Source organism: Halalkalicoccus sp. CGA53 (genome assembly GCF_036429475.1).
GTDB lineage: Archaea > Halobacteriota > Halobacteria > Halobacteriales > Halalkalicoccaceae > Natronorarus > Natronorarus salvus.
The window spans coordinates 67,199-85,667 of record NZ_CP144124.1; the positions used below are offsets into that span (position 1 = coordinate 67,199).

The 18,469-nt window shown below is 55.0% G+C and carries 13 protein-coding genes and 6 pseudogenes; 11 read left to right on the forward strand and 8 right to left on the reverse strand.

Going from position 1 to position 18,469, the window contains the following annotated elements; translation table 11 throughout:
* The first annotated feature begins 228 nt into the window (after positions 1–228).
* From V2L32_RS00355 to V2L32_RS00365, 3 genes and pseudogenes are all read left to right on the forward strand, one after another.
* Positions 229–1,287, forward strand: a complete 1,059-nt coding sequence (locus V2L32_RS00355; protein ID WP_331232366.1) for an NAD-dependent epimerase/dehydratase family protein — start codon at positions 229–231, stop codon at positions 1,285–1,287.
* A gap of 728 nt (positions 1,288–2,015) precedes the next feature.
* Positions 2,016–2,349 (forward strand): annotated as a pseudogene (locus tag V2L32_RS00360) (DUF6610 family protein); the annotation flags it as partial.
* A 92-nt stretch (positions 2,350–2,441) separates the two neighbouring features.
* On the forward strand, positions 2,442–3,206 hold the full coding sequence (locus V2L32_RS00365; RefSeq protein ID WP_331232367.1) for a pirin family protein: 765 nt from the start codon (positions 2,442–2,444) through the stop codon (positions 3,204–3,206).
* Between the two features lie 191 nt (positions 3,207–3,397).
* Here V2L32_RS00365 and V2L32_RS00370 read toward each other — a convergent pair.
* Positions 3,398–4,303, reverse strand: a pseudogene (locus tag V2L32_RS00370) (ADP-ribosylglycohydrolase family protein).
* A 119-nt stretch (positions 4,304–4,422) separates the two neighbouring features.
* Between V2L32_RS00370 and V2L32_RS00375 the strand changes: the two are divergent.
* The 4 genes and pseudogenes from V2L32_RS00375 to V2L32_RS00385 all read left to right on the forward strand — a co-directional run bounded on the left by V2L32_RS00375 (position 4,423) and on the right by V2L32_RS00385 (position 5,853).
* Positions 4,423–4,785, forward strand: a complete 363-nt coding sequence (locus tag V2L32_RS00375) for an ArsR/SmtB family transcription factor (protein WP_331232368.1) — start codon at positions 4,423–4,425, stop codon at positions 4,783–4,785.
* 30 nt (positions 4,786–4,815) lie between these two features.
* A pseudogene (locus V2L32_RS21030) lies at positions 4,816–5,031 on the forward strand (hypothetical protein); the annotation flags it as partial.
* A gap of 121 nt (positions 5,032–5,152) precedes the next feature.
* Positions 5,153–5,431, forward strand: coding sequence for a toxin-antitoxin system TumE family protein (locus tag V2L32_RS00380; RefSeq protein ID WP_331232369.1), 279 nt, complete (start codon positions 5,153–5,155; stop codon positions 5,429–5,431).
* Positions 5,428–5,853, forward strand: a complete 426-nt coding sequence (locus tag V2L32_RS00385; RefSeq protein ID WP_331232370.1) for an HVO_A0114 family putative DNA-binding protein — start codon at positions 5,428–5,430, stop codon at positions 5,851–5,853. The genes V2L32_RS00380 and V2L32_RS00385 overlap by 4 nt, the downstream gene beginning before the upstream one ends.
* A 90-nt stretch (positions 5,854–5,943) precedes the next feature.
* Here V2L32_RS00385 and V2L32_RS00390 read toward each other — a convergent pair whose 3' ends face one another.
* On the reverse strand, positions 5,944–6,126 hold the full coding sequence (locus V2L32_RS00390) for a hypothetical protein (protein WP_331232437.1): 183 nt from the start codon (positions 6,124–6,126) through the stop codon (positions 5,944–5,946).
* Between the two features lie 18 nt (positions 6,127–6,144).
* On the opposite strand from V2L32_RS00390, the pseudogene V2L32_RS00395 reads away from it, so the two are divergent.
* The 3 genes and pseudogenes from V2L32_RS00395 to V2L32_RS00405 all read left to right on the forward strand — a co-directional run.
* A pseudogene (locus tag V2L32_RS00395) lies at positions 6,145–6,510 on the forward strand (hypothetical protein); the annotation flags it as partial.
* Between the two features lie 138 nt (positions 6,511–6,648).
* Entirely contained in the window at positions 6,649–8,742 is a 2,094-nt protein-coding gene (locus tag V2L32_RS00400; protein ID WP_331232371.1) for a hydantoinase/oxoprolinase family protein, read from the forward strand.
* Between the two features lie 6 nt (positions 8,743–8,748).
* On the forward strand, positions 8,749–10,569 hold the full coding sequence (locus tag V2L32_RS00405) for a hydantoinase B/oxoprolinase family protein (protein WP_331232372.1): 1,821 nt from the start codon (positions 8,749–8,751) through the stop codon (positions 10,567–10,569).
* A gap of 135 nt (positions 10,570–10,704) precedes the next feature.
* On the opposite strand, the gene V2L32_RS00410 is transcribed toward V2L32_RS00405, so the two are convergent.
* The 6 genes and pseudogenes from V2L32_RS00410 to V2L32_RS00435 all read right to left on the reverse strand — a co-directional run bounded on the left by V2L32_RS00410 (position 10,705) and on the right by V2L32_RS00435 (position 16,907).
* Complete coding sequence (locus V2L32_RS00410) at positions 10,705–11,433, reverse strand: ABC transporter ATP-binding protein (protein ID WP_331232373.1); 729 nt, start codon at positions 11,431–11,433, stop codon at positions 10,705–10,707.
* Positions 11,430–12,179, reverse strand: coding sequence for an ABC transporter ATP-binding protein (locus tag V2L32_RS00415; RefSeq protein ID WP_331232374.1), 750 nt, complete (start codon positions 12,177–12,179; stop codon positions 11,430–11,432). Before V2L32_RS00415 ends, V2L32_RS00410 begins: the two co-directional genes overlap by 4 nt.
* A 7-nt stretch (positions 12,180–12,186) precedes the next feature.
* Positions 12,187–13,317 carry a branched-chain amino acid ABC transporter permease gene (locus tag V2L32_RS00420; protein ID WP_331232375.1) on the reverse strand — a complete coding sequence of 377 codons (1,131 nt, stop codon included), beginning with the start codon at positions 13,315–13,317 and terminating at the stop codon, positions 12,187–12,189.
* Positions 13,314–14,246, reverse strand: a complete 933-nt coding sequence (locus V2L32_RS00425; protein ID WP_331232376.1) for a branched-chain amino acid ABC transporter permease — start codon at positions 14,244–14,246, stop codon at positions 13,314–13,316. The genes V2L32_RS00420 and V2L32_RS00425 overlap by 4 nt, the downstream gene beginning before the upstream one ends.
* A gap of 32 nt (positions 14,247–14,278) precedes the next feature.
* Positions 14,279–15,595 (reverse strand): ABC transporter substrate-binding protein, encoded by a 1,317-nt coding sequence (locus V2L32_RS00430; RefSeq protein ID WP_331232377.1) that lies wholly within the window; start codon positions 15,593–15,595, stop codon positions 14,279–14,281.
* Positions 15,596–15,914: 319 nt separating this feature from the next.
* Positions 15,915–16,907, reverse strand: a pseudogene (locus V2L32_RS00435) (transposase).
* Between the two features lie 320 nt (positions 16,908–17,227).
* On the opposite strand from V2L32_RS00435, the pseudogene V2L32_RS00440 reads away from it, so the two are divergent.
* Positions 17,228–18,399 (forward strand): annotated as a pseudogene (locus tag V2L32_RS00440) (ISH3 family transposase).
* Positions 18,400–18,469 lie beyond the last annotated feature (70 nt).

Genomic DNA, 18,469 nt, shown 5'->3' on the forward strand with positions numbered 1-18,469 from the left:
CCGACCCATGTTACCGTTACGCATACTACTCATAGGAGAGGAGAATACTCTCGCTCATTCTCCGTCAACAACAAATTGGTGAGCGAAAAATACGCGCTGTGAGTTCAGCTAAGATTGTTCGAGCTACTCGGGCTCTATCAGAAACGACGTGACCGACTCAGAGAGTGAGTCCAGCAGCCGGTCTCATCTGGCGGATACTGCTTTCGTCGAGCAAATCGTAGGTCACGTATGACCGACGCCCTCGTCATCGGCGGTACCGGCTTCATCGGACGGCACACGATCGAGAACCTTCTCGACCACGACTACGACGTCACGAGTCTGAGTCGCGGTGAACCGGAGTTCCCGTTCTCTGATCCCGGAGCCGTCGACCATTTGATCGGAGACCGCAGCGACCGGACCACGCTCGAGCGTGCCGCCACGCGACTCGATCAGGCTGTTGTGATCGATTGTGCAGCTTTCTATCCCCGGGACGTCGAGATCGCTGTCGACGTATTTGCCGACGCTGACGCGTACGTCTACGTCTCGAGCGGTGGCATATACAGAGTCCAAGAGATCCCTAAACGCGAGGACGAGACACCACTACAAACGTGTTCGTCCGAACAGGCCACCGACGATACGATGGCCAGCTATGGGGCTCGGAAGGCCGAGGGCGACCGGATCGCCCGAGCGGCCGCCGATCGCGGCATCGCAGCGATGAGCGTTCGCCCCTCCGTCCTCTACGGACCTCAATCCGTTCAGTCCCAGGACATCGATCCGACCGATTCACCCCCGACATGGATCGACGGGATGCCGGTGAATCAAACCCTCCATGATTACTGGATCGATCGTGTCGATCGGTTCGATCGGATCGTCGTTCCCGGTGATGGGACGGCGATTTGGCATCGGTCCTACGTCGAGGACGTGGCCGATTCGCTCCGGATCGTGGCTGAACGCGGCGAGCCCGGAGAGGCGTACAATGTCGCTGATCGGCGAGTGTGTACACTCGAAGACGTCATCAGACTGATTGCCGACGTATTCAAGACCACGATCGATGTCGTACACGCAAGTCGACGCGAACTCGATCAGGTCGGCCTCGAACCGACCGACTTCATCCTGTACCATCATCCCATGACGGGCTATCCACATGTGCTCGACACCTGTAAGGTTCAGACACTTGGATGGGAATCGACCCGTGTCGAGATAGCGATGGAGCGGACGGTCAAGGAGCGGATCGACCATATCCGAGACCGGGGCGAACATCCTCCAAACCGTGACGCCGAAGAACGTCTGCTCGCTGAACTCGCCTAACAGAGTCACAACCTCGGGTGATGGATATGCACTCTGTATTCATCATAGACTGATGAACATATCTTTGACCGAGGATTTCAGCAGAGCCAGCTCTACTGTTTCACCCGACTGCTTGCCATGATGTCACCGTTGTTCCAGTCGACTGATAAGACGTTAGTGTAGGTGCTACTATATCAGATGGCGGCTGAATCGAGCTGGTCTGGTCGGGGTATGGTTCTTCGAGGACCGTCTCACCGGTCTCATCGTTCACGATCACGGTATTCCTTTCTTGATTCCACATGTTCACGCCATAACCCCAGTAGAGATCGGTATTGGTGTTCGTTCCCTCACCAGTCCAGATCGTAACCCGATCTCCAGACTGTAAAACGAATCCCGATGGGAATCGTACTGGAGATAGTCCTCTATCTACCTGCCCACCGTCACCATCTGAGCCGGTGACGGCGTGCTTGGGTTCGAGCTCGCCGACAATGCAAAACGGTCCTTCGCGATCGGCCGCGACGACGACCAGCACAAAAATGAGAACAGCGAGTAACAAGAGAGCCATGCGCGAGACCAGATCCGATGCATAGAACCGGATCGATCGACTCGCACGGCAGGCCGCCGAGCGCTTCGAGATGCCCGTACTCAAGTAGATCATGTACGAACGAGTACCGAAGGACGATCAACTCCGATACTATCTGGATACCGCCGAGCAGGTTCGCGATACGAGCGACCTTCGGCAATTCGTCGCCAACCACGTCACCGTACGAAAGACGGTGCGCCATAGCCTCGGCTGCATCTACGACTTCTGGAACGCCCACGGTGTCTGGCCGGAGTCGACACCCCAGGACGATGGGTTACACATCGAGTACGAGGGGCCAACCCCGACTGATCTCGAGAGTGTCGCCTGCACCGAATGTGGGGCGAACGTCCGGTGAACGGGTTCGCGACCCCTACGTCGCGGAATACGACACCGGCGCGGTCTGTGGGTACTGCAGTTACGAGTGCTATTTCACCCACCGCCATCGAAGCAGCCTCGAGGAGTTCGCCGACGTGCAGAGTGTCTACTTCCCGCCGGCCTGAGCTCTACCGGACTAAACGATCAGTCCACCCAGCGTATCTCATCGGAGTCATCGCACAGAACCCATATAGCCGCTGAGAGGCTACGAGAAGTAATGGACGATTCTCCCTCGGCACAGACACAGTCTCGTATCTATACGGCGCCGCGAACGGATATCTCGCAGAACCAGGGCAAATTCCGGATTCACTTCAACTATCCCGGTCGGGCTGTCCCCGATCACGACGACCACGGCTACGGGCCGCTCGCGACCGTCGTTGAGTCGTTCATGGACCCGGGGACGCTCATCCGGATGCATCAGCACCGCAACGAGGAGATCATCTCGTGGGTTCCGGACGGCGTGATGCGCCATGACGACCGCCAGGGCAACGAACTCGTCACCGATTCCGACCATCTGATGGTGATGAACGCCGGCAGCGGCTTCTGGCACGCCGAGGAGACACTCGCGGATGACCCGCCCCTGCGGATGCTCCAGATATTCGTCCGGCCGCACAGCCTCGACCTCGAGCCGGGCATCCAGCACGAACCAATTCCCAAGTCGGTCATTGGTGAGTGGCGGCACCTCTTCGGCCCCGAGGAGACCGAGGCCCCGCTGTACGTTCGCAACGACATCGACTTCTATGACTGCCGCCTCGATGCCGGCACCACGACCACGCTCCCGTCCCGGTCTGACTGGCACACCTACCTGTACGTCTTTGAGGGAGCCGTCGAGGTTGGAGACGAGTCCATAGGGTACACCGAAAGCGCCCTTGTGGCCGACGACCGCGACGTGACGGTCACTGCGAGGGAGGACTCATCGATCGTCGCGTTTGTAATCAACCCTGACGCTCCGGTCACACGGCAGGGCACGATCGGCCGCTGAGACCCCCACCGAGATCATCCCGCTCGTGAAAATGCAATGGAAAAGAGGGGTGTCTGTCGTGTGGCAGACAAGTGGTTTTCGAGGGATAGCTTTGGGCAGCGTTGTGAACGGGGAATCATTTCATCTGGATATCCAGACCAGTCCTTCCTTTAAATTTGTAATTCACTGGTGGAATTGAGACACACTCCACATCACAGATCACAAAGCTGCACAGCGAGTCGGGTCAACTCTCGTTGCTCCTCAATCGAGTCTACCCACCGCTTTGGGAGAGCACTCGCTCCAAACCGGGCACCGGCGACGGCACCGGTGATCGCACCGATCGTATCCGTATCTCCCCCACGATTCACGGTTGTGATAATCGCCTCATCAGCGTTGTCCGCCCGAAGAGCGTCGTGAAGGGCTGTCTGCAGCGAGTCGAGGACGTATCCTGACGTCGACAGCGATTCGATTTCTCCACCGTTCGCGATCGGTTCGAGCGCGGTAACGAGTTCCTCCGGTGCGCTCGATCGGACGTGAGCGATTGCTTTTCCTAGTGGATCCGGATCATCCTGGAGGACGCCTGCAATGGTGAGGTTCAGGACAGCACACCCGTAGGTACATCGGGGGTCTGCATGGGTGATACGTGAGGAGTCCCGACTCACACGTTCGAGCGTTGTTGGATCATCGGCAAAGGCAAGTGCGAGAGGTGGACACCGCATCTCGCTCCCGTAACCTGCGTTGGCCACTTCGGCGCTTGTTTCCCACACCTGGTGGCCAGCTTCATCCCACGGGGAGCCCGCTTTGAGTGCCATTATTGATTCGCGGGTCATGATCCCGATGTCGAACGGCTCACTGTCGTACCACTCGACAAAGCGTTCGGCGACGTCCGCGGGGTCGAACGTTCCGCGTTTGACGAGGCTGCGGGCGATACAGAGCGCTTGTTCGGGGTCGTCGGTCAAGGTTCCAGCTGGCTGGTTCCACGTTCCTTACCCAATCATTTCCGTCAGCGTCCCGTGGTCGGCTGCGATCTGACCTGCAGGGGTGAACTCAACCGGTCGACCGAGAGCATCCCCGCAGGCAAGGCCAAGGAGGATACCTTTCGCTCGATCCGCACCCATTGTTCAGTGAGTGCATATTTTAATCACCTCGTTTTCTATGATGGCTGAGTCAGCGAACACTTTAGCAGGTTCTGAACTGAGTAGGTAGTACGGCTGAGACTGGGGGGTCGAGATCCGATGTGGACGACGGAGGTGGGTTGCTCCCCGAGCACAGTATCCTCTCTCTCGAGGAGTACTTGGAGATGCAACGGGTGATCGGGAACGAGACGAGGTTTCGGGTACTTGATCGACTGATCTCGGAGGGGCAACAGAGCGCAAAGGAACTCACAGAAGCGCTTGCGGTTCCTTCGAACACCCTTCATTACCACCTCGATACGCTCGTCGATGTCGGTCTCATCGAGAATCGAAAACGAAAACAGCCTACCCGAGACGGTCTCTACTCGTACTATCGAGCAACCTCGCTGGGTGAAGGCATTCTCGAACATGGGGTACGTGAGTTGATGCGTGAGGAGTGGGACCTTCTCGAGGCCTACGGCGAGTAGTGGTTCTCTCCTTGGAACGGAAGGTTTGTTTTCCGACCGGCAGCGTTCTGTGAGACCGACGGAACAACGTTTCTCGATACGATCTGGTCAGAAAGCGAAACGGCAGCGCAGAAACTGGGTGAGGACCTCCAGGACAACGTCTTCACCGCGTTGCAGACACTCGGGACCGGGTTCGTTGGGTCCAACGATCTAGTAGAGCGAATCGATCTGGACGCGCTGTTCGCGTTAAGAAGAGAAAATAGCGTTACTAGGTAACACTCGTCAAGTGCGAAAGGCCGGATGTTGCACGAGGCTCACTGACCTCCTCCCAACCTATGGGAGTGGTCCCATACATTTACAGTGATGGGGTTTGTCCCATAGGGTAGAGATGGTGTACAGGGTCATCGAGGACGTGGAGGATCGAGTTGCGGATCGTGTCATCCGCCGAAAGATCATCCAGACCGACGACCCCAAGTACCCTAGCGGTTACCGATACGCGCTCCACTACGGCTATACCGATGGACGGGGCACCATCCTCCGATACGACAACGAGAATCGAACGCGCGGGCGCCACGAACGCCACACGACCGAGGAAGTGACCGAGGTCGAATTTCCGGGGATAATGGTACTCCGCGATCGGTTTCTCGAGGAGATCGAAACGCTATGACCGAGAACACACTCAAAATCACGTTCAAGGAACAGGACGAGCATCGCACAGCGGCTCGCGAGCGGCTCCGTCGGGCTGAAGCCGGCGAGAGCGGCGAGGCGGTCGAGCAGGACGTCAGATTCATCTTGAATTTCGAGGAATTCGAGGACGTCGACCGGCTGATGCGAACGTCGAATCTCGAACTCGTCGAGGCGATCGTCACCGACCGTCCAGAGAGCATCCGCCAGGCGGCCGCTGCTGTGGACCGCGACTACCGGGAAGTGCATCGGAATCTCAAAGAGCTCGAAGCGTTAGGCGTCGTCGAGTTCGAAACGGTCGGCAAGAGTAAGAAGCCGATTCTTCGGGAGGGTGCCGAGAACATCGATCTCTCGATCCGTTTCCCGCGACCTGCCGGTTCAGACCCCCCCGGGGCGTCGGTGTGAGTCGTACCGGTCTCAGACCTTGTACAACACTGTCCTGAAAGGCCGATCGTTGCACAAGGCTTTCCGACACCGTCGCCGCCGTGGCTCGGTTCACATCTGCCCCTCGTCCTGGACATTATGAATTGGGATATCGATCATGTCGGCCTGACGCTGGCGAACTTCCCGACGAACGCCGTCGACGATCCTAGCGAACTGCGAGAGTACGAACACCGCCAGAATTACTCGAACGTTGGCGCGCAGCACTGCGAACAGGAGCCCGACCGCGCTACTCATCCTCACCTCCGACGACGAGTGTGGTCACGGAGGCACGACCTCTTTCGTTTGATCGACAATGGAGAGTCGAAGCTCGGGATTCCGGCGTACAACAGCGGGCTGTTCGACGATTCGCAGCATTAGTTTCTCGCAGAGCGGCAAGTCTCGAATCGGCATCTTGCGGAGGTGATCTTCCGGCAGTCTACGACCGAAGCAGACGACGGTGATGGAGTGGTCGCGGCGGATTACGCCGATCTCGATACGCGACACCTGGGGACGATCTACGAGGGACTGTTAGAGCACCAGTTCAGAATCGCTTTCGAGGATTATGCAGCCGTCTCGGAGAACGGTGGGCAGATTTGGAAGCCCGTGACTGAGGTAACGGTCGCGGATGTAGTCGAATCGAGTGAAAATGAGAGCCGAACGAAACTCGTGGTGTGAGGTGAACGGTATGGCACCTTCTATTGTTGTGATAGAATCTGTGTGCAGGCTGGTGTTTCGTCACTATAGAAAAAGCTAATAGGTCTGTGTTGATTGCTACCAATGCAAATGATATTGGTTGGCGTAGATATCGGTGGTACATTTACTGATATCTACAAAATCAACAACCAAACCGGGGAACAGGAGATACACAAATTGAATACCACGCCAGAAGACCCGTCAAAAGGGGCGCTGGAGGGGATCAAAGAGATTTGTGAGCTAACAGACACAGACCCTACAGACATTAAGTACGTTCTGCACGGCACAACGATCGCCACGAATGCGGTCTTAGAACACGAAGGCGTTGAAACGGGAATGATTACTACCGAGAATTACCGTGACGTCATCCACATTGGGCGTCACCAGCGCCCACAAAACTACTCCATCCAGCAAGACATCCCTTGGCAAGCCGCCCCTCTCGTAAAACGCCGCCACCGGAAGACAGTTCTAGAACGGATCATACCACCGGATGGCGATATTGAGATCCCACTTGACGAGGACGCAGTTATTCAAAAAGCGAATGGGTTTCGAGAAGAGAATATCAAGTCGATCGCCATCTGCTTCTTGTTCTCCTATCTAAACGAAGAACACGAAAACCGTGCAAAAGAGCTTGTGGAAGAGGTCTATCCCGAGGCGTACGTCACTACCTCCTGCGAGGTGTACCCACAGTTCCGCGAGTTCGAACGCTTTACCACCACGGCGATGAACGCCTACATCGGTCCGACAGTCATAGAGTACCTAAACCAATTCAAATCAGGCCTACAAAATGTTGGTATTGACGCTGAACTGCACATCATGCAGTCCAATGGAGGAATTGGCACCGAGTCAACAGTTGCGCAAACGCCCGTAAATCTACTATACTCCGGGCCGGCAGGTGGGATCCTTGGGGCAAAGTGGCGAAGCGGCGCCAACACTGCCGAAGCCGAGGACATTAACGTCATCACGATTGACATGGGTGGAACGAGCGCAGATATCGGAATCGTGGCCGGCGGAGAGATCAGCGAGGCGAATGTTCGCGAGACCGAGATTGGTGGCTACCCAATCATGACGCCCATGATTGACATCTCCACGATCGGAGCTGGTGGAGGAAGTATTGCGTACCTCGACCAAGGCGGAGCATTCCGCGTCGGTCCAAAGTCCGCGGGTGCCGATCCGGGACCCATCGCTTATAATTTTGGTGGAACCGAACCCACCGTCACTGACGCTCACGTAGCCCTCGGACGCATACGCGAAGAGTTCTTCCTCGGTGGCGATATGACCCTTAATCTGGAGGGCGCCCGAAAGGGAATCAAACAAGAGATCGCCGACCCACTCGGACTTGATACAGTTGAGGCCAGTCTGGGAGTCTTGAACATTGTCAACAACAATATGGCGAACGCGATCCGGTCGAAGACCATTCAGAAGGGACGTGATCCCCAGAAATTCACGCTCGTCGGCTTCGGTGGCGCGGGACCAATGCATACTGCCGACTTGGCGCGAGAGCTCGGCGTCGCGAAATGTCTAATCCCAATCAGTCCGGGTGTGCTCTCTGCGACCGGCCTCACCACCACGGATATCCAGTACGACTACATTAGCACTGAGTTTAGCCTCATCTCGGAGGCCGAGCACGACGATATCACCGCGAAATACGACAAGCTAATCGACCAGGCCACCTCCCAAATTACCGCAGATGGCATTCCAGAGTCAGACACCCTTCTCGAAATGACCGCGGACTGCAGGTATGAGGGCCAAGGATACGAATTAAACATCCGGGTCGGTCAGAATGGTAGACTCGACGACCTCGAAACGATCCGAAACCGGTTTGACAAGTATCACGAATCTGAGTTCGGTCACAATTTTCCGCATAACCCTGTGGAGATTGTTAACGAACGAGTGGCTGCGGTCGGACGAATTCCTTCGTCAGAACTTGTCGAAGTCGAACAAGCAACGGGTCCAGTGGTCGATGAGGTCATCACGACTGAGGAGGTCCACTTCCGGTTAGATCAGGAGATTGTGGGGTACGAGACCGACTTTTATGATCGGAATACGCTGATGGCCGGTCATGAAATCCAGGGCCCGGCCATCATCGGCGAAAAGGACTCGACGACGATCGTTCCACCGGACTTCACGGCGACTGTCTTAGATTACGGTGACCTTGAACTGGTGCAAACGGAGTAACCATCCATGACAAAAATTGAAACTAGGACCTACGAGACTGTCCGCGAACAGACCAGTCCCCGTATCGATACCGACGATCCTGAATCCGAAGTTGACCCAGTGACCCGCCGGGTCATCAACGGAAATCTAGTGAATATCTGTGACGAGATGGGTCACAAGATGACTAGAATGAGCTATTCGAGTATCATCAGGGAGTCTGAGGATTTCGGTTGTGCGCTCCTGAACGAACAAGGGCAACAACTGTGTGAGACCGACAGCACTCCCCTGCAGATGGGCCCTATTCCAGCGTACGTCAAAGGAACCATCGACCTTTTCGACGAGCGGGGTGAAACGTTCAACGAAGGAGACGTCATCATCCACAACGACCCGTACTACGGTGCAAGTCACGCACCAGATTTTGGGATTATTCTACCCGTCTTCCGTGATGGTGGCCTTACCGCGTTTTCCGTGACCACAGCTCATCACTTGGAGGTGGGTGCTGATAAGCCCGGGACGTGCATCATAGACACGATCGATTCCTATAGTGAGTCGATACGCTTAGACGCGCTGAAAATTATAGAGGGTGGTGAGCGAAACAAGACTGCCTGGCAGCTCATCGGGGACAACATCCGCGTCCCGGATATGGTAATGGGCGATATCGAGGCGCAGATCTCTGCCGCCAAGGTTGGTGCCAATCGGCTACACGAACTCTTCGACGAGTATGGCCATGATACCGTCAAATATGCCGGTGAGGCCATGATGAACTACTCTGAGCGGATGCTCCGGGATGAAATCGAGAAACTTCCAGATGGAGAATACTCCGCTGAAGGGTATATTGACGGCTATCTCGACTCAGAAAACCCCGACGAGAAGGACATTTTTCTAGCTGTCGATATGACTGTCGACGGGCGGGATATTCATGTTGACCTCTCCCGGTGTGATGATCAGTTAGACAACCGGCCGATCAATATGCCCTACGAGGGGACCGTCTTCTACGCAGTGTTACTCGTAATCAGATCAACATTACTAGATACTGAACGGTTCCCTCTCGTTCCGCAAAACGATGGAATCAGTCGGCCACTATCGGTCCACGCCCCGGAAGGGTCGATCGCCAACCCACGGTTCCCCGCACCGACGATTGCCCGGTTCTGTGGCGGTAACAAGATCGCCGATCTGACGCTGAAGTGCATCGCACAGGCAGCGCCCGAGAAAGCTTGTGCCGGCGTTGGCAACCTGAAAGTTACTACAAGCAGTGGGGTTACCGAGGATGATGAATACTGGGTGTACATGGACATCTCCTCGGGAAGTTACGGGGCTCGTCCGACCAAAGATGGCCTTGACGCGGTCGACACTTTGTACGCGAACACCCGGAACAATCCCATCGAAGACATTGAGAGTCACTACCCAATTCGTGTAACGAAGTACGAACTTCGGGAAGACGTCGAAGGGGCAGGAAAGTACCGCGGTGGCTATGGACCGATACGGGAATTCGAGTACCAAAGCGATGGTCGGGTCTCAGTCGAAGGCGATGGGTCAAAGTTCGAACCGTGGGGCTTCGGTGGTGGCCATGACGGTTCTACAGGTAAACTGATCGTCGAAGGTGAGATCGACGAGGAGACTCCCCGATCGAAGATGACGAACAAACCTATCGAGAAAGGGCAACGGCTACGACTCGTCGGACCTTGTGGTGGCGGCTGGGGCGATCCAACGGAACGTGATCCGAATCGCGTTCGGAGTGATGTCCTAGATGACTTCGTTAGTCGAGAAAGAGCAAGGGAAGTCTACCGGGTTGCACTCACCGACGACCTCGAGATTGACTGGGAAGAAACCGAGCAGCTTCGGAGCTAGACGAACGCTCATCCACCATCCAAAGAGGGGTTCTATGTCCCGATCGCTACAACGCGTTAGTAACTAATCTATTGTAAGGCCATGACGAAGCTCCCATAACACAAGTCAAGTTCTCTTGCGCATGGCCTGAGATAATTACCCTTGCATCAGTTCTAGGAGATCCTCGTCTTCTGCAATCTCCATCGGATCACCGCTGGCGATAATCTCGCCTCGGTCGATGACGACCAATCTGTCGGTGACCTCTGCGATGTGCCTAACGTTTGCCTCTGCGATGAGCACAGAAATATCGTTCGTTTTGATAATCTCTGCGATATTTTCTTTAAGTCGCTCGACGATGATCGGTGCGAGTCCTTCAAAGGGTTCATCGAGGATGAGAAGATCCGGCTGCAGTGCGAGTGCGCGTCCGATGGACGTCATCTTCGCCTGACCGCCGCTCAAATTCTCGACATTTTTGTCGCGGTGATCGTAGAGTTCGGAAAAAATGTCAAAGATCTCATGAACAATCTCGTCCTCGTTCTCGGTCAGTTCGGGTCGGTGCGACGCCCAGACGGGTATTCGGATATTCTGTTCGACAGACATTCCGGTGAATAATTTTCGATCTTCGGGCTGGTAGCCAATTCCCAGTCGCGGAATTTCGTCGGCGGTGAGATTGGTGAGTTCTACACCATCAAACTGGATTGAGCCGCTCAAGATCTCGATCTGGCCCATGATAGCCCGGAAAGTGGTGGACTTGCCTGCACCGTTTCGGCCAACCAGTCCAACGGATTCGTTCGCACTTACATCGAGATCGAGGCCGTGTGTGATCTGGTGGCCCTCAATTGCGGCGTCTAACCCGCGGACATGTAACACTGGATCTTCGGTCATGCTTTCACCCCTAACAGCTTCCGGCGGAGTTCATTGTCTTCCCGAATAAGGTCTGCGGGGCCTTCTCGGAGTACCTTTCCTTCATGGAGCGCTACTACTCGGTCGGCATATTCGAGTACGAGCTCCATGTCGTGTTCGATGGTCGCAATTGGAATCTCCTCACGGCGAGAGACCTCAAGGATGGTCTCGATGATGTCTACCTTCATCCCCGACGGGATACCAGCAGTCGGTTCATCCAAGAACAAATAGCGTGGCTCAAGACCGAACGTCATTGCAACGTCTAGAAGCTTTCGTTGCCCGTGAGAGAGTTCTGCGGCGACTTCGTTAGAAATGTCATTGAGACCGAAGGTGTCAAGTATATATTCGACTTCCGATTCGACTACTTCGTGTTCGTCTTTTAGGCTGAATAGGCTTTTTGTAATGCCGTGATTCGACAGAACTGTGATCCTCACATTATCTCGAACAGTCATTTCGTCGAATAAATTGACTATCTGAAAGCTTCGGATAATGCCTCGGTTCACCCTAGTCGTAGGATCCAACGCTGTGATCTCTTCGCCATCAAGCGTAATCATCCCGGAGTCGGGAGACAGATGCCCCGTAATTAAGTTAACGAGGGTGGTCTTACCGGCTCCATTGGGTCCCACGATGAAGACGACTTCATCGGGTGTCTGTCCAAGTTGAAAGTCGACCCCGTCGGTCGCTGCTAGATTTCCGAACAACTTCTTGAGGTTCTTAGTTTCTAACATGTTGTCTTTACCGCGAAAATATATCCCTGATATTTCGATACCACATTAAGACTACTGCGTGGATGTGCGCCTGCATTCGTCTGATCGACTGTTTAGGATCGCGCCGTAGCTGTTTCACTTCGCGGTTGATATCGTCGATCGATCCAATGACACCGTTCGGGAAGAAGAATACAATTAAAATGAGAAGCAATCCGATGATGGCATTGAAGTAGCTAGTATATACGTGGATGTTATCGAGAAGGAATATGAGAATAATTCCTCCGATTATCGGTCCGGTGAGAGTGTGAATACCACCGATGATTACCGCAAATAGCATCTCCCCCGAACGGAACACGAACAGACTCTGTTCGGGTCCGGTGTGAAGCCGGTATAGGACCCAGAGCGCGCCGCCAAACGATGCAAAGACCGCTGAGATAGTGAACGCTCCCCATACGTAGTTTTTGGTCCGAATACCAATGAACTCAGCTCGGACACGGTTCTGCCCGATTGCGTTGAGTGCCTGTCCATATGGCGAGTTGATCAACCGCCACATAAAGAGAAGCGAGCCAACCAACACGACCACAGTCAGCATATGTATGGCGAGTTCGTATAATTCAGTCGATAGTTGCTGTCCCAAGATCGTCGGTCGTTGACCGTCGGCTCGTACAGCTAGGCCGTCTGTCCGGTGGAAGAATGCGCTGCGGCGGACGGAGTAGTAGAGGATTGCGTTTACCGCCAACGTGAGCAACGCGAAATACAGTCCGATGTAGTCGGCTATAAAGTAACCCATAACGACAGCCAGTGTAACTCCGAGAATTACAGCGACCAGAATTAGCGGAAGCACATGCTGAAAGCCGAAGTGGAATACCAATACGGCGATCGTGTATGCACTGACGCCAAAGAACGCCGCATGACCGAACGAAACGAGTTTTAGGTGTCGGAGGAGCAGGTTCACGCCTAATGCAGCCAACCCGAACGCCATGCCGGTGTGCAGACTCCGATAGCCGATTCCTGGAATCAATCGCGTCAGGTCGATAGCTGCGATGAGGAGGAGAAGGAGAAAACCGCCGATCAACGATTGTTTCTTACTTAGCTCGAGTCCTTTCATTACCCGAATTCGAGTTTCGCCGTCACGTTCGACGATCGGATTAAGTTTCATGAGAGCTCGCCCCAGGAGCTGAACAGCCCTTGTGGTTTGATCAGGAGAACGATTAACATGAGGAGGAACGGAATTACCAGTTCGACCGGTGGATACAGCCACGTCGCCCATCTGCTGAGCAGTCCAACCATGATCGCCGCGATATAGGTCCCTTTGATACTGCCGACGCCACCAATAACGATGATAACAAAGGCGAGGATCAGCGGCTCGATCCCCATCCCCAGGTTCGCGGTGATTGGAGGAGCGGCCATTGCACCACCCATACCGGCCAGAAACGCGCCGAATGCGAACACGACAGTGAACATCTTTTTCGTGTCGATGCCAATGGCCGTAGCCATCTCGCGGTCAATGGCTAACGCGCGAATGATCAACCCCTGCTTCGTGTTGTCGAAAAACCACAGGAGTGAAACAAACAGGATGAATCCACTGATAATAACAAATATGTTATAAGAAGGGTATGAGAATCCGACCAATTCTGTCGTTGGGATTCGGTTCAATCCAGAGTACGGCGCAGAACTCGAAACGGAGCCTTCACCCCAGAACAGTTTGATCCCATCATGTAGTATTAATAATAATCCGAAAGTTAACAATAGCTGATATTCCTCTGCTCGATCGTATATCGGTCGAAATAGAACCACCTCAATGATAGAAGCTAACGGGATCAATATCGCCGCAGCGATTAGAATGCCAAGGAGGATGATGCCACCGAAGAGGATGTACTGTGCGATCGTCTCAGGGATGACGACTAACCCCATTAGAAGACCGAACACTGTAATCCCGAGGTACGCACCGAGCGCGTACAATTCCCCATGTGCAAGATTTAGCACGCCGAGGATGCCAAGCACGATGCTCAATCCGGCTGTAATCAGGAACAGGATCGAACCCCAGTACAGTCCGTTTAGCGTATGTGCTATAAAACTTCCTAACATTTGTAGATTTTTTAGTACTTCAAATTAGTCTGTTACCACCCCTCGAGCCAGTCCATCGACTGGACTCCTGGCGGTGGGTGGTTGCCGATCGGCGACCATTCGCGAACATTTGTCCACCCGGCATGATCGTTCTCATCGTCCCACGTTAGTTCACCGCTGTGAAGATTGGAAAAAGCCTGCCTGCCATTGAAATAGTCCGGATCGGTGGCACAGAACACGCTCGGTGTTGCGAACCCGTGGTTCGACATAATTTCGGCAAGTTCCTCGGCCTCTGGCCACCTCCCTAGTAGCTGGACGGCCCGTTCAGCGGCGGTCGCATACCAAGTCATCGCTCCGTACGTGCTCATAGTGTATCCGTAGACCGCGCTAACGCCCCAGTTCTGCAATTCCTCGTGGAGTTCATGGACGGCTGGCGCCATTGGCTCTGGTGGATAATTGTAGATGTAGTTCCGCCCGACCATCACAGTCGGATCCGCAGCTTCAACCTCTTCTTGGGTGAAATCTGGCGCTCCCCCATATCCGATGGTCGTTGCATGAACACCAACCTCGTCCCACATACCAACCTCGTTCCCTTGTCTCAAGAATAACGACATATCTCCTCCCCACATACTTGTGAAGAGGACGTCAGGCTCCAAGCTGGCCACTTCGGTGACGTGGCTCGACATATCATCAGCAAATAGGTCCGGCCATCCCTCATAGACAACTTCGACATCACCACCAAGTGCTTCGACAGCTGTGCTGAACCCTTCCCACTGGGTATGGCCAAATTCGTAGTCCGGACTAACGTTTGCGATAGAGTCAATATTGTCCCCACCGAGGTGCTCGACGACAGCGCGAGCAGCTACGACGGTTTCAGTGATGTCGGGATTTTGGAACCGGAAAACCAGTTCCGGATCAGTATGGGTATCTTCAAAAAGGGTAAACGCCGCTCCGTCTGGGAAGATTGTTAATGTACCTAGCTCATCGGCGACCGGCGCTACTGAGGCCACAGCTCCAGACGTGGCCGGGCCAAAGATAACGTCCTTTTCGTCATCTACGAACCGTTCGTGGTTCTCGATCGCTCCCTCACCTTCATTCAAAGTCTCGACCTCGACCTCCCGGCCTGCGATTCCTCCGGAGTCGTTGATTCGGTCGACGGCAATCTCCATCGCTGCGACTTGCTGCTCTGTTAAGACGAACCCGGGTCCGTCGAGAGTGATCTGAAAGCCGACCTCAATTGGATCGTCCGGAACGTCTCCGTTGGTCTCCGCACTATCTTCGTCGTCGTCGGGCAGTAATGCGCCACACCCCGCAAGTGCTGCTGCGGCACTACCAGCCCCCATCGCCTTTATTAATTTCCGACGCCCCATACTGAGGCCACGTGATCGAGGATCAGAAGAGGTTAATGATGTGTTGTCTATTGACAAGTTTGGCATGAGTTGTTATACCACACGGCTGTATGACCAAGTCAGATATTAACTTTTCGAACAAGATTGCGCTGTATCGGCAAGAATTGAGCAGGACGAGGAACTATTTGATCATGTCGCTGGCAAGCTTGCTCAAAAAAGTGCTTCCCGGTGAACACGCAAGGATGTCGGCAGCGGGCGCGGACGGCAAATGGCGAGCGTTGCTATTTGCGATGTGGATCGACCGGTTTTACCAAACGTGGAGGGTGTCATAGAAGAGTTCTCATACCGTGATCACAGTACTTCCCGGATTGTCTCCGCATTCGTAGTTGGTGATTACAACGACAATGCGAAGGCACAGTGCAAAGAACACCTGTGCCCGTGCGTGGACGCGGCCTCGGGCACGTCCGCGCCCGAGGCCGCAGTCCTTGACCGCGTCGTTGGTCCGTTCAACTCCACTCCAACGGTTGTACGTCTCGTCTAGCGTCGATTGCTTTAACTGAACGTCCTCGCTGTGTTCGGTGATGCGGTCTTCGACCCTGTACTCAAAGTCGTTCGGCTCGTCAGTGTTTCTCGGGTTGTACGGGGCGACTGGCACGACCACCTACTGGCCGCAGGGGTCGTGCCAGTCGGGCGTATCGTAGGCGCTGTCGCCAACCATCCAGATCGGCTGTTTGACGGCGAACGCGTCACGTGTGACGCGCATCACCGTCTCTTCTGGTGCTTGCTTGCTCTCGGTGAACTCCGCTGCAATCGGGATCTTTTGTCCGGTCGAGACGATTGTACAGCCGTAGCCGTAATAGTACTCTTCAGCGGGTGGATCGTAGCATTTCGATGCATCTTGGTCGGCAGGCATCGTTCTCACATCGGTTGGATCGATGGAGTAGGTCACGTCGAGCAGGCCGAGGAGAGCGGCCTGCTCTACGAGTTGAGCAAAGTGTTCGTCAACTACGTGTTCGAGGTCAGTAAGAAAACGAGCGACCGCATTTCTTGACGGCGGTCGATCGAACCCACAGCCGAGCCAGACGATCGTGTTCTGAAGCTCCCGTTCAACAGGACGAATGCCGTAGATGTCTTTGTAGTAGCAGTGGAGAAACCCACGCATCATCTCTGATGGCTCAAGTTCTCGTGTTCGCCCCGGCGGAGACGGGGCGAACACGTCGAACTCTTCGAGAAACTCGAAGAAGAGATGCTCAAACAGCGCTAGCGTCTCTGTCTCCACGGCTTTGAAGAGCGACTCTACCGAAGGATCATCTTGCAGGGTCGCTGACCACATGCCACCTCAGCATTCACCCTGCTCTTTGGTGAGCTAATCGTTCTATGACAACCTCGAACGTGAATAAACGGACGATCCAGCGCCCGAGTGATTGGTGTAACCCTTGAACGTCGTCGAGCGGAGAGTTGCGTCTTCTTAAACTGACCGCCAAAAGTACGTGGACCACTGCTACTGGATACCCTTTGTTGAGGGCCTCAGACGTTGTTTCCTATGATCGGAGGTTCACGTATTCGTCACCGACTGTCGGTAATTCCCATCGAGTTATCGAATAGTCAGCACTGACAGGGTTAGATTCTCAGGAAGCGTCTGGATGGGTGTATATGAGATTTCTCTACCATCTAGACACCGTTCTTACGGCCTCTGACATTGAATACGTAACGCTTGATCTGCTCGCAGAGATACCGATCCCCGGAGTCGAAGCCGCAGCCTTCGACTCCGGGATCATCCGAAAGACACTGCTCCAAGCTGCTGTCGATCAGAAGTCGATCAAGGCGATCACCGACACTACCCGGAGAACGTACTCCGACGACTATACGCTCACACAGCTTCACACCGTTCCGCCTGATGAACTGGAAGCAATCGTCAATGATCTCTTCGTCCAGCAGGCGGCGATGATCCTCGGGCCGGGGCCGAGGATCATCTGCATCGACTTCGTCGATTTCCACTATCACGGCTGTCCACACGCCGAGGCTGGCGAACTCTGCCACACGAAACCCCGCGATGGCACCTCCCAGTGCCACCGCTACCTCGCTGGATTCGTCCTCTGTAGGGCGAAACCGCTCATCGTCGTAGTCACACCCGTCCGGAGCGACGAACCGAAGAGCGACGCAGTCGAGCGACTGCTCGACCACGTCGCGGCCCTGCCGTTCGAGATCGCTGGCCTTCTCGCCGACCGTGGATTCTACGACGGCGCGTCAATCGAGCGACTGGGTGCCCTGGCACCAGTCACTCTTCCGATCATCCGTCGTGGGAATCAGATGGCCGAGTACCGGACACGACAATCTCCTACTGGACGGAGTACGTGATATACGAAGGGAGCGAGCGGGAACTGCGTTTTTCGCTCGCGGTCTGTGTCTCCTACCAACATGGTAATCGAGGCAAACACGGCTTGCTCGTTCGGGCGTCCGTGGCGTGCAATCTGACCGATCGCACGCCGAAAGGAGTCGAAGCACTCTACCAGAAACGCTCAGCCATCGAGACAGCGTTCCGGACGATGCGCGAAGCGCGTGCGCGGACAAGCACGACTGATCAAGGTGTTAGGTTGATGTTCGTTCTCGTGAGTTTCTTGGTGCGGAATCTCTGGCTCATCGTTCGCTGGGGGGTGCTCGCCACGCCGCGGCGCGGCGGGCGAGCACTACCTATCTGGTTTCGCTTCGAGGTGTTCCGAGAGTGGCTTGACCACGCTCTCGACGACACGTTGTGCCGGAAGTGGGAAGCACCGACCAACGGTGTCGGCATTCCGGCGACCTACAGCCAGCTGGACGCGGGCTGAGCCCGCCCGCGTCCAGCGGCAGTCCTGTGAATGAGCGACAGCTGTGGATCATCTCTCGGGTGACGGCGCT